At 44.1% G+C, this 11989-nt stretch carries 12 protein-coding genes and 1 pseudogene; 9 read left to right on the top strand and 4 right to left on the bottom strand.

Features of this window, described 5'->3' with window-relative positions; all coding sequences use genetic code 11:
• Positions 1-600: 600 nt before the first annotated feature.
• Entirely contained in the window at positions 601-2130 is a 1530-nt protein-coding gene (locus H539_RS0107815; RefSeq protein WP_026693052.1) for a flotillin lipid rafts scaffold protein FloT, read from the bottom strand.
• 15 nt (positions 2131-2145) lie between these two features.
• Complete coding sequence (locus tag H539_RS0107810; protein ID WP_026693051.1) at positions 2146-2673, bottom strand: NfeD family protein; 528 nt, start codon at positions 2671-2673, stop codon at positions 2146-2148.
• A 158-nt stretch (positions 2674-2831) separates the two neighbouring features.
• Here H539_RS0107810 and yfkAB point away from each other — a divergent pair, with 158 nt between their 5' ends.
• A complete protein-coding gene (gene yfkAB / locus H539_RS0107805; RefSeq protein WP_026693050.1) occupies positions 2832-3956 on the top strand; it encodes a radical SAM/CxCxxxxC motif protein YfkAB in 1125 nt (374 codons plus the stop codon).
• Positions 3957-4021: 65 nt separating this feature from the next.
• Positions 4022-4288 (top strand): annotated as a pseudogene (locus H539_RS0107800) (ABC transporter ATP-binding protein); the annotation flags it as partial.
• Positions 4289-4644: 356 nt separating this feature from the next.
• On the opposite strand, the gene H539_RS30675 reads toward H539_RS0107800, so the two are convergent.
• On the bottom strand, positions 4645-4926 hold the full coding sequence (locus H539_RS30675; protein WP_081415814.1) for an AGE family epimerase/isomerase: 282 nt from the start codon (positions 4924-4926) through the stop codon (positions 4645-4647).
• A 66-nt stretch (positions 4927-4992) separates the two neighbouring features.
• Here H539_RS30675 and H539_RS0107790 point away from each other — a divergent pair, with 66 nt between their 5' ends.
• The 4 genes from H539_RS0107790 (at position 4993) to H539_RS0107775 (ending at position 6633) form a co-directional block, all read left to right on the top strand.
• Entirely contained in the window at positions 4993-5331 is a 339-nt protein-coding gene (locus tag H539_RS0107790; protein ID WP_026693048.1) for an avidin-fold protein, read from the top strand.
• A gap of 110 nt (positions 5332-5441) precedes the next feature.
• Complete coding sequence (locus tag H539_RS31385; RefSeq protein ID WP_155889965.1) at positions 5442-5585, top strand: hypothetical protein; 144 nt, start codon at positions 5442-5444, stop codon at positions 5583-5585.
• Between the two features lie 143 nt (positions 5586-5728).
• Positions 5729-6292, top strand: a complete 564-nt coding sequence (locus H539_RS0107780; protein WP_026693047.1) for a histidine phosphatase family protein — start codon at positions 5729-5731, stop codon at positions 6290-6292.
• An 83-nt stretch (positions 6293-6375) separates the two neighbouring features.
• Positions 6376-6633 carry a hypothetical protein gene (locus H539_RS0107775; RefSeq protein ID WP_051348496.1) on the top strand — a complete coding sequence of 86 codons (258 nt, stop codon included), beginning with the start codon at positions 6376-6378 and terminating at the stop codon, positions 6631-6633.
• Positions 6634-6706: 73 nt separating this feature from the next.
• Here H539_RS0107775 and H539_RS28085 read toward each other — a convergent pair whose 3' ends face one another.
• Positions 6707-7591 (bottom strand): TetR/AcrR family transcriptional regulator, encoded by an 885-nt coding sequence (locus H539_RS28085; protein ID WP_035322135.1) that lies wholly within the window; start codon positions 7589-7591, stop codon positions 6707-6709.
• Between the two features lie 189 nt (positions 7592-7780).
• Between H539_RS28085 and H539_RS0107765 the strand changes: the two genes are divergently transcribed.
• The 3 genes from H539_RS0107765 to H539_RS0107755 all read left to right on the top strand — a co-directional run bounded on the left by H539_RS0107765 (position 7781) and on the right by H539_RS0107755 (position 11979).
• Positions 7781-9307 carry a DHA2 family efflux MFS transporter permease subunit gene (locus H539_RS0107765; RefSeq protein WP_026693045.1) on the top strand — a complete coding sequence of 509 codons (1527 nt, stop codon included), beginning with the start codon at positions 7781-7783 and terminating at the stop codon, positions 9305-9307.
• A 122-nt stretch (positions 9308-9429) separates the two neighbouring features.
• Entirely contained in the window at positions 9430-10551 is a 1122-nt protein-coding gene (locus tag H539_RS0107760) for a DUF3231 family protein (RefSeq protein WP_425414699.1), read from the top strand.
• Between the two features lie 423 nt (positions 10552-10974).
• Entirely contained in the window at positions 10975-11979 is a 1005-nt protein-coding gene (locus H539_RS0107755; RefSeq protein WP_425414698.1) for an acyltransferase family protein, read from the top strand.
• Positions 11980-11989 lie beyond the last annotated feature (10 nt).

Here is an 11989-nt window from a genome sequence, read left to right as displayed (position 1 = left end):
AATCCTCCGCCCACATGTATTAAATCTATTGAAACACAAAAAACCCCGGATAGGGGCACTTTTTTATCAGTGTCCGCTATCCGGGGTATAGTTCATCCTAAGGGGGCTGCTGTTTTTTTCATTTCTTTAGACAGAAAATACTATACCTAAACAATAACTCGGCAACAACCTTGTTCCACCTGATAAATAGAAGGGTTACAAGCGAACACTCATTTCTGGCAGTTTTATAACAAAATAGCTGCCGTATCTGCTTTCTGGCTTAAACCTCAATCTATGTAAATCTGCAATATTCTAATTCCAGATCTACAATAACGATAAATCGCCACTAACTAACAACAAAAGTTATAATCAATCAAACTTTAAATTTTAATTTTGATGTTCTCAACAATCTAGTTCCAAATCTTCAACAATTATTAAAACCAAACATCAGTCAATAAGCCTAACCCATTTCACCTATAAAATCAAAAGAATTGATTAAAAAGAAGGGGGAATTTAGTAAAAGTTTATGATGGGGGTGTTTTATCCTACAAAAAGAGTCAGCAGCCACAAGGGCTGCTGACTCTTTACAAACCTGTTTAAATTGACTCTTTACAAACCTGTTTAAATTGACTCTTCATCCACCCTGGAAATGGAAGCCCCTCGGTCGGCCAGCTGGTCAATGCTTGCGCGGATGTTTCCTTTTCCAGAAAGGTTTTCAAGCAGTTCTTTTACATCAAGGCCGGAGGAAGCTTTCAGGGATTCCTGCATGGTTGCCATTAGATTGGTGGCATAGGAAGTGATTTTGTTGGCGCCGCCGTTTGAAGAATCGCTGCCTGTGTCGACAACGGTGATCTTTTCAATATTGGAAAGTGGGCTGGCAACTTCCTTCGCATACTGAGGCAGCATGTCGAGGACCATATCGAGTACGGCAGCCTGGCCGTACTGCTCGAATGCTTCTGCGATTTTCCGCTTCGCTTCCGCTTCCGCTAAACCTTTCAGGCGGATGACTTCTGATTCGGCCTCCCCTTTGGCCCGTTCAGCATCGGCTTTGGCGAGACCGTCTACACGGACGCGCTCTGCTTCCGCCTTAGCCATGGCTTCCACACGGTATTTGTCCGCATCCGCTTCTGCCATCTGCTTGGATTTGGCCGCCGCGGCTGCCTGTTCAACGGAATACCGGTCTGCGTCTGCTTTCTTTTTCACTTCAGAGTCATACTGACGCTCACGGCGGAGGATTTCTTTTTCCTCCAGTTCAATCTGCTTCTGTCTTTCGATGATCCTGACCTGCATTTCCTGTTCGGTTACTTCCTGCTTGGCCCGGGCTGTTTCCAGATCGTATGCCTGGTCGGCACGGGCTTTAGCGATATCCTGTTCACGCCGGTATTCAGCGGTCTTCAATTTATTGACTTTCTCGGCTTCCGCGATTTCAGTTGCCCGTTCAAGCTCTGAGCGCTTCGCGTTTTTGTCTGCCTCTGCCCGCTTAATGCGGGTTTCTTTTGCTGCCTCGGCTGTGGCGATATCGGCATCCCTTTTTACCTGGGCAATCCTCGGCTTACCGAGAGATTCGAGATAGCCGTTTTTATCCCGGACATCCTTGATGGTAAAGGAAACAATGATGAGTCCCATTTTCGCAAGGTCCTGGGAGGCGACGCGCTGGACCTCCTGTGAGAATTTTTCCCGGTTTTTATAAATTTCTTCAACCGTCATGGAGCCGAGGATGGAACGAAGATGGCCTTCCAGGACTTCACGCGCTTCCGCTTCACGGTCATCCTTGGACTTTCCCAGGAATTGCTCGGCTGCGGTCGCTATTTCCCCGATGGAGCCGCCGATTTTGATAATGGCAATTCCATCGGCCATTACCGGCACGCCCTGCTCCGTGTACACCTCAGGGGTGGTGACCTCAAGCTTGCTGGAAAGAAGGCTTAATGGCTTTGCCTGCTGGAAGATCGGCAGGATAAACGCTCCGCCTCCGCGTATGATTTTAATGCGGTTCCCTGCCTCATCGGTATGGACATTTTTTCCTCCAAGGTAGCTGCCTGTGACAATCAGGGCTTCGTCGGGACCTGCTGTGCGGTATTTTTTAACAAATACCGCAATCATCGCAAGCAAAATAAAGACTACAATTCCCACAACAATCCAAATAAAATTCATAAACCATTCCTCCTTCTAAAAAAGTGGTTCATATTCTATAACAGATAAAACTCCCTGCTCAACATCAATGACCAAAACCTTGGAGCCTTCTTTGATTGCAGGCCCATAATAGCTTTTGGCCGTCTTTGCGATCGTGCCTGTGGAGCTTTCCAGGATCACTTCGCCAAATGCATGTTCAGGGATGGCCAGGATCACTTTCCCGACGCGTCCCTTAAGGGAGTCCTCTGTGTATACCAAGGATTCTTCGGCTTTTGACAGGGGAAGGATCACAAAGATATTGAGAAAAAGAGTGAAGAAAAACGAAATAATGGCGGAAGCGGCGAGGACGGGATAGCTGTTCCATCGTGTCACAACCTCCAAGATATACCCGGATGCGGAAACAAAGGTGATGAAGGAGAGCAAGAGAATGGGGCTGAACCAGCCGAGCGCTTCCCCGGCGCCATGGGCCAGATCTCCAAAGAAGAGGTAAAGAAGGGTCGCAGCTCCTATGATGATAAGAGTATACAAATAAATATCGGTAATCGGTACACCAAATAGCTCGATAAGGCATTCCCCCTCCATGTTTTGACGTTACCTACTATACGTATGATCCCGGGAAAGGTTTCAATATTTTGGAAAAATTCAGAGAAAAGTTGAAATTTGACATATATTTTGTAATTCACCATAATTGTTTAGTATTTCGATTAGTTAGGGGAAGAAAAATGATAAAACAACTGCAAGAACCGATCACCATCCATCATGATCCTTGGGAAGCGTATATGGATATCGAACAGTACGGAAAAATGACTCTATCCAATATTGAATTCACAACAACCACCCTGTGCAACATGAGGTGCGAGCACTGTGCGGTGGGCTATACTCTGCAGACTAAAGATCCAGACGCCCTTCCGCTTGAATTCCTGCTGAAACGGCTTGATGAGGTGGATACGCTCCGTTCTATGAGCATTACAGGAGGCGAGCCGATGCTGTCCAAACAGCAGACGGAAAATTATGTGCTCCCTCTGTTAAAATATGCACACGATAGAGGAATCAGGACGCAAATCAACTCCAATCTGACTCTGGACATCAAGAGGTATGAAGAAATCATCCCATATCTGGACGTTCTGCATATTTCCCATAACTGGGGAACCGTGGATGAATTTATCGATACCGGCTTTGCAATGATGGAAAGGAAGCCTGACAGAAGCGCCCGGGCAAAATTGTTTGATAAAATGATAGAAAACAGCCGGTATTTATCCCAAGCAGGGGTATTGGTATCAGCGGAAACCATGTTGAACAAAAGGACCCTCCCATATCTTGAGCATATCCACCGTCAAGTCGTGGAGGAGATGGGCTGCAGGAGGCATGAAATTCATCCTATGTATCCGAGTGATTTTGCATCGGCCATAGAATCTCTGTCCCTTGATGAGATCCGCACAGCTATACATACCCTATTAGATACTAGAAATGAAGATATCTGGATGCTGTTTGGGACTCTTCCGTTTTATCCATGCAGCAGCGATGAAAAAGACGCAGAACTCCTGAAGAGATTGTACCAATCTAAAAATGTGACTCTCCGGAACGACCCGGACGGACGGTCCAGGCTGAACGTCAACATCTTTACGGGCGAGGTCATTGTGACTGACTTTGGGGATGCTCCTTCCCTGGGAAACATTAAGGATACTCCATTACAGGAATCCTATGATACATGGCTGGAGTCCAATTTGGCACAGCAGCTGAACTGCCACTGCCCGGCTGTCAAATGCCTGGGGCCGAATGTGCTTGTGAAGGATGCTTATTATAAAGATGTGGACTTTACGGTCAGGACTTCTCGTTTAAGCAGATAACGATGAGTAAAAAACGAGTATGAAATCTAATAGATTTGTACTCGTTTTTTATTGCTGAAAAGAACAGGAGCTGTTTGGACTCTCCGCCCATTCTTATCTTGGATGAGGCGACAAGTGCTCTGGATAATGAGAGTGAGCGCATCATTAAAGATTCACTGGAAAAGCTGGCAAAAGGGCGAACCACCATCGTGATTGCACATCGTCTTTCAACGATCCGGAATGCCGATCGAATTATCGTCTTAACGGAGGACGGCATTGCAGAGCAGGGTACACATGATTCATTGCTCGTATGTGAGGGGGCTTATTCATCTATTTATTCCAGGCAGGAGTAAGGTCTTTGGCATAAAAAACGAAGGGGCTGTACAGAAATTCAGGGAACGGGTTTCTGGACGGCCCCTTCTAAATAAGAGTCTTGTCATAAGGGGAGATTTTCCCGTTATTTTCAAAATAGAGCTCCATACGGGTGATATAAGGGGAAGTTTTCCCTTTATGCATAGCGAAACCTTCCATTTTTGCATGGTTTTGAATCAATAGAGGGAATTTCTCCCTCTATCTCTGCTCTTTTTTTGAAAAAATACGAATTAAGGGGAATTTTTCCCTTTATTTTCAGCCTGCGTGCATGAACTGTTCCTCCCCAGTCAAACAGAACCAGGTGGAGAAAAACGAACCATTTTTCATAAAAGGTCTTTTAAGAAAAAGCCAAAATCGTCTGATAACAGGCAGCCACCGGGTGATAGTCAGTCTTCGGGGGTGGGCTTTTCTTCTGGCTGTATGGCTGGTTCTGCCGGTCCAGGAGCTGATACCATCCGTCATATGTGTGGTCAATAAAATACTTGTTACAATAGGCGAACATCTCATCATAGCATTCCCAGTAAAAGGGCTCCTGAGTTTTGGCTGCCAGCAGGGAAGCGGCAGAAATCACTTCATCCTGAACCCAGTAGTTTTTTATCAGTATACCGGCGGGGCACATGGCCTTACCTGGGTACCATATGGTAACATGAGTTATCTGAATATTAAAAACCAAGGAGGCAGAATCATGATAAATTACGATGGCCGGAAGTTTGTTTCAGTTGAAAATACATCTAACGGAGAGGTTTCCGCCCAAACTTTCTTTGAATACAAACAAGAAGGAAACATCCTTTCTGCAGCCTATAGCGGAGGAGAAATCGTTAAAGGCACTTTAATTGGAATTGTACACGAAAATGGGAGTTTACAGTTTAGATATAACCATGTCAATACGAGGAATGAAATAAGAGGCGGTGTATGCACATCTACCCCCGAAATGCTTCCGGATGGAAGAATAAGATTGAGTGAAAAATGGAGATGGACGGACGATAACCAAAGTGAAGGAGAATCCGTGATAGAAGAGATCTGATAAAGAAAGGTATGGATGAAAAGGAGACGGCTGGTTTAGGGCTGTTTTTTTGGTATGTTTAGCTTACAATAAAAGGAAGTAGAAGATAAATGTTACTTGGAGAGATACAAATGAAGCATGTATATATCTTTGAAAAGAAAAAGGACTTCGAAGAATTTGAGATTATTGTGCAGGGTTTAAGCGCTAAATTACTAGACCTTGGAAAAAGCCTGAATAGCTGGAGTAAAGAGAAAGGCCTGCACTTGTATGAATAAACCCTCGATTACAAGGAATTGACATCCGGAAAAAGCTTCCGGCTTTCCCTGAATGAACCGAATTTAAAGAAAAAGGATTATACCGTTTATCATAAATAGGAATTAGATGATGCATGACTAAAATTTCATGAAGGAAGGTCCATATGATTACAAATTTCTATCTTGTCCGCCATGCCCATTCTGCATATACACGGGATGAACGAGGCAGGCCGTTATCCGATCAAGGAGTACACGATGCTAAGAAGGCAGCGGGATACCTGGAAAAGGAAAGGATTGATGAGGTTCTTTCAAGTCCGTATAAAAGAGCCATTCAGACTGTTGAACAAATTGCTCATAGAATTGGCAGGGAAATCATCATGGAAGAAGGATTCAGAGAACGAATATTGTCTGATGAACCCGTTTTGGATTTTCAGGCTGCAATTAAGAGGGTCTGGGAGGATCCTGAGTTTTTCTTGGGCGGAGGGGAATCGAACTGCGCCGCGCAGGCACGGGTCAGCCAGGCTGCTCTTACTCTATTAGACAAGTATAAAGGCAAAAATCTGGTCATTGGCACACATGGGAACATTATGGTGTTATTGATGAATTACTTTGATAAAAGCTATGGATATTCCTTTTGGAAGAATCTTGCTATGCCTGATATCTACAAATTATCCTTTGAGGATTCAAGGCTGGCTGAAGTGAGCAGGGTATGGAAAGAGGCAGAATAATAATCATACTCATTTCCTATTAAATAATTGAAATTTCCATCCGATACATTAGATGTATTCCAATTATGGAGGCTTTCAACAGGATGGATATAAGAACAAATGAAGAGGAATTAAGAAAGATATTCAAAGAAGAAGTCGTGAAGTATGTAAAAGGCTCGCAAAGCGGGTCGGTCATTTGGGATTCCAGGGAGCTGGAAAAGCAGACAAGCATGAGCCTGAAAACCATACAGAAAACCTTTTTTAAGGATCCCAGGATGCCAAAATATAAAATCGGAAATAAATGGTATTTCCCTGCTGAAGAAACTAGACTGTTTTTATTGACCTGGATTAAGGAAAAATAATGGCTTAAAATAAAAATGGGGCGGTTTTTTATACAATCTAAGGAGTGTATAAAAAACCGCCCCATTTAACGTTCTAAATAGCCTCCTGGCCGGCAAAAAAACGGCCGATCATATCCCTGAGGCTATCAAGTTTCCTGTTCCATCCTGTTTCCTGCTGATTCTCCAAAGATGAAAGGACGGCCTCGATGAGGAATTTCCGCGGGATTTTGGAATGGGTGACTTCCTCCTGAATGAAGTCCAGCAGCTCGATGCGCTTTCCATCATGGATCTCCATTTTCAGCTCGTTGATACTATTTGCCAGCTTCTTCTTGAAGCCTTCCTCAAATGTGGGGCAGCCTGGCAGCCATTTATCCCAGATGGAAGGAGTCAGTAAGTGTTCACCATGCTTTGCAGCATCCACCACCAATCCTTCCAGCCGGTTTACGCTGTATTGGATGACTTTCCTGAAGTCTCTGAGGGAAGGATGGGCCAAGAAATAAAAATGGATATTATTATGAAGCATTCCGGTGAACATGATCGCGCAATCCAGCAAGAATGGACGCATGCTCTCCTCAAACAAATCCACCAGCCGGTTATAGATCCAGCGGATATACATCATTTTCATCTGATTTAAAAAATCCTTCAGAAACGGATCGTTCGAAACAAAAACTTCTTCAAAAAGAGTCAACAGTTTATGCTTTTGGTTGAATTCCATCTGCAGCTCAATCTGCTGGATAAAAATTTCTTTATTGGAGGGGTCCTGTCCGATAAGGAGTTCATTCCGTTCCTGGTCGATCCGCTGGCTTAACGAAGTGAAGATTGCGATCAGCAGCTCACTTTTCGAGGAGAAATAATTATAAAATGTTCCTTTGGAAATACCGCTGTAGTCCAGGATGTCTTGTATAGAAGTGGCTTGGAAACCTTTTTCAATAAATAATTGGTGTGCCCTGTTAATAACCTGCTGTTTACGACTGTTCATCTCATCCACCTTTTATTCCGATTAGACTCGCTGTCTAATGAGATTATACGCCATAAATCCAGACGGTTCAAATGCCGGCATATTTTTGTAAAAAATAGATTGCACAAATTGAACTGCCGGTATAAAATAGATTTTATGCAGAATGAGGGTACAAAAAAATGAACTATGAGTTTAATGGGAGGAAAAGGAATGGAACAAGCGAAATTTTATGACCGCCCTCCATACGGAATTATAACAATTCTGATGATTGGTGCGTTTATCTCTATGTTAAATGAAACTCTTCTGAATGTGGCGCTGCCATCCATTATGAAGGATTTATCAGTCGGTGCCTCCACCGTTCAGTGGCTCGCGACCGGTTATATGCTCGTAAACGGAGTCATGATTCCGGCAACTGCGTTTTTAATTCAAAAATATTCGGTAAGAGGGCTGTTTCTTACAGCCATGGTCTTATTTACAGCAGGTACCATCATAGCGGGCTTTGCCCACGTCTTCCCGCTGCTTTTGACAGCCAGGATGATCCAGGCCGCCGGCTCAGCCATCATGATGCCGCTGTTAATGAATGTGATGCTTACAAGCTTCCCGCCTGAAAAGAGGGGGGCAGCAATGGGGATGTTCGGATTAGTCTTCATTTTTGCACCTGCAGTCGGCCCGACACTGTCAGGGTATCTGATTGAACACAACAGCTGGAGAATTCTGTTCCATCTTGTATCTCCAATCGCTGCTGTGACCCTGGTCGTCGGCTTCTTCTTATTGAAGGACAAAAAGGAGAAAATCGTCCTTCAGCTCGATATCCTGTCTTTAGTGCTTTCGAGCATCGCGTTCGGCGGGCTGCTGTACGGCTTCAGCTCTGCAGGCGATAAAGGCTGGGACAGCCCGTATGTGTATGTTACGATTGCCGCCGGTGCAATCTGTCTGGTACTGTTCATTGTCCGCCAGAACTTCCTTGATAAGCCTATGCTGAACTTCAAGGTTTATAAATATCCGATGTTTGCCTTATCTTCAGCCATTTCCATCGTCATCTCCATGGCCATGTTCTCAGCCATGCTTCTGATGCCGATCTATCTACAGACCCTTCGCGGCATCTCGCCTGTAAAATCAGGTCTTTTGTTGCTTCCAGGTTCCCTGCTGATGGGAATCATGAGCCCGATCACCGGTAAATTGTTCGATAAATTTGGCGGAAGGGCGCTTGCGGTCATTGGGTTGGTCATTATGACCTTTACGACTTATATGTTCAGCAATCTGACTTTTGATACCTCTTATACAACCTTGATTTTGTTATACTCAGCACGTATGTTCGGTATGTCCATGGTCATGATGCCAGTTATGACGAATGGATTAAACCAGCTTCCGGCACATCTGTATCCGCATGGAACTGCGATGAACAATACGCTCCAGCAGGTATCAGGTGCCATAGGCTCCGCTCTTCTTGTGACGATTATGTCCAACCGGACTGAAACGCATGCAAAAGACATGGCGGCTTCTGCCATGAAGCATATGACAGGACAGCCGACTGCCGAAGCGGCAGCTGCCATGAAGCAGCAGATTGCCATGAAGGCGGCCCTAGAGGGAATCAACGACTCATTCCTTGTTTCAGTGGGAATTGCCTGTGTAGCATTGATTCTGGCGTTCTTCATTCAGCGGGTAAAGCAAACCGGAAGTCCGTTTGGTGCCATGCCGGCGAACTCCGAGTCAGCCAAAAACTTGGCAGAAAATTAAGGAAGAATGCCCTGAACTTTGTTCAGGGCATTTTTTTATGTGAACAATAATTGACTGCTGGAAAATTGTATAAACCGCCTTCCAGAGTAGAAGATAAGAAAAAAACGGAGGGGCGATGCCAGGTGGATTTCATTAAACCCAAAAAGATCGGATCAAAGTCGGAACCCCAAAACGAAAGTCCTAAAGAAGGAAAAATTGAGGAGAAAAATGAGGACAAATCCTGTCTTCTCGACAGGGCACCCATTCACAGGGATTCGAGCGGCCCTTTGACAGCATCAGAAATGGGCAAACTCTGGGCGGCCTATATGGGCAACAGTATGTCAACATGCATCCTGAAATATTTCCTCCAGCATGTGGAGGATGAGGACATTAAACAGCTTGTGGAAGATGCCTTGCAGCTGTCGACTGATTTTGTAGCTTCCGTCGGCGAGATTTTTAAAAAAGAAAACTTCCCGATTCCAATAGGGTTTTCCGATCAGGATGTAAATCTGGATGCTCCCAGGCTGTTTGAAGATGAATTTTACGTTCATTACCTGAAATATGCAGCCAAGGCGGGACTAAGCATTTACCACATCGCCATTCCGCTGTTATTCAGAAAGGATATTACAGAGTTTTTTATCTATAGCATGGAGGCCACCACCATCCTGGTCGAAAAGGTCAAGAATATCCTCATGAAAAAGAAACTGATCATCAAACCGCCCGTCATTCCTGTTCCAGAAAAAGCGGTCTATGTGCATAAGGATTTCCTGAATGGCTATCTGGGAAAGGTCCGGCCCCTGCATGCTCTTGAAATTACACACCTCTATGACAATATTGAAAATAATGTGACGAGCAAAGCCCTGATCCTCGGCTTTTGCCAGGTGGCAGAATCAAAAAAAGTCAGAGAGCTGTTTATAAAAGGGAAGGTCCTGACACAGAAATCTGTAGAACGATATATAGGAGAACTGCATAAGGCGAGTCTGCCGACTCCCCAGCCTTTGGATCATTTAGTGAAGCTGTCCACGGTTCCTCCTTTTTCCGATAAGCTCATGCTTTTCCACAAGATGGATATGTTTTCGATGAAATTAAGGGCATTTGGGAACTCCATAGCCGTAAACGGAAGACATGATATCGGCCTCATGTATGGCAAATCACTGATGGACATTTCCATATTTGTGGAGGAAGCAGCGAGAATCATGCTCGACAACGGATGGTTTGAGCAGCCGCCTTTAGCAGTCGACCGTGAACACTTAAAAACAGAATAGAGAGTGATAAGGCAGCTAGAAAATCTCCAATTTTGGATAATCTTCCATTATAATAGAACTGAGAAATGGAAAAGGGAATGATTTTATGATGCCGGTCAATCCACCAGCCGGTCCCTTGTTTCCGTTTTATCTCATCTTCAGCTTTCTGCTTGGATTGTTTACTATAGGTACAAGTCGGATATTCCTGGGATTATCCTCCATGGATTAGGAATTTATTCTCCGCTTTTTATAATCATCTGTTTTAAAAAGCTGTCATATATCATGTAAGGCTTGAAATGCTTTCCTTTTCAGGCTTTTTTTTATATGTTATTTTGATGGTTCAGTTATGTTACACTTGAATTTGTGTATATTTTCACAAGTTGTTTCTTAAAGAAATATTAAGCTTTATGCTTCATATTGGAGTAAAACTCTGATAGGAGGGACATGTTTGTGGCTGCTTCTAATAGGAGTCTGTATTTTGATAATGTGAAATTCATTCTAATTTTCCTGGTGGTTTTTGGACATGTAATCAGTCCATTGAAGGAAGGCGAGAGTTTTCTGTATACCTTATATTCTTTTATATTCCTTTTTCATATGCCGGCATTCATTATGATTTCCGGTTATTTTTCAAAAGGATATCAGAAGAAGGTGTTTTTCCTGAGGTCCATCAAAAAGATTCTGGTTCCATACCTGATCTTCCAGATGATTTATTCGGTCTTTTACTATTTGAATGGCGATGAAGAGAAGCTGGCGTTTAACCTGCTGGAGCCGCACTGGACTTTATGGTTCCTTCTCAGCCTGTTCTGCTGGAACAGCCTTCTTTTCGTTTTTGGGAAGTGGAGATGGAAGGGGCTCCTTATTGCCGTCATACTTGGCGTCCTCGTCGGATATTACGAAGGCATCGGAAGCTATCTCAGCCTTTCTAGGACGTTTGTCTTCTTTCCTTATTTTCTATTAGGCTTCTTATTAAACAAGGAGCACATGAGGAAGATTGTCCGTTCAAAGCTGTCGGTGCCTCTTGGGATTGGAGTGCTCGTCTGCACCTTCGCCCTGTTTGCATGGAACAGCTCACTGATCGAGGAATCGGTGTCCTGGCTCCTGGGCAATGCTTCCTACGCAAGCATGGGAATCGAAAGTGCCGTGGGAGGCTTCATCCGGCTTGGACAGTATTTCATGACAGCTCTTGTGATTTTCAGCTTTCTGGCGCTGATCCCGTCAAAAGGCTTCAGTGTCACCATGATAGGGCAGAGAACATTATACGTGTATTTATTGCACGGATTTATCATTAAGATCATCGAAACCCTGGTTCCTGATGAGACTCTCAGCTCCTACTCCGGACACTATATCCTGCTGTTGATGTTTTCATTGGTGATCTGTTTGATACTTGGCAGCTATTTCATTAAGAAATATACCAGCCCATTAATTGAATTAAAAAACAGTGCAGCATAAAAAAGAGGCT

It is taken from the genome of Peribacillus kribbensis DSM 17871 (genome assembly GCF_000430765.1).
Taxonomy (GTDB): domain Bacteria; phylum Bacillota; class Bacilli; order Bacillales; family DSM-1321; genus Paraperibacillus; species Paraperibacillus kribbensis.
This window is presented reverse-complemented; position numbering and strand designations above follow the sequence as displayed.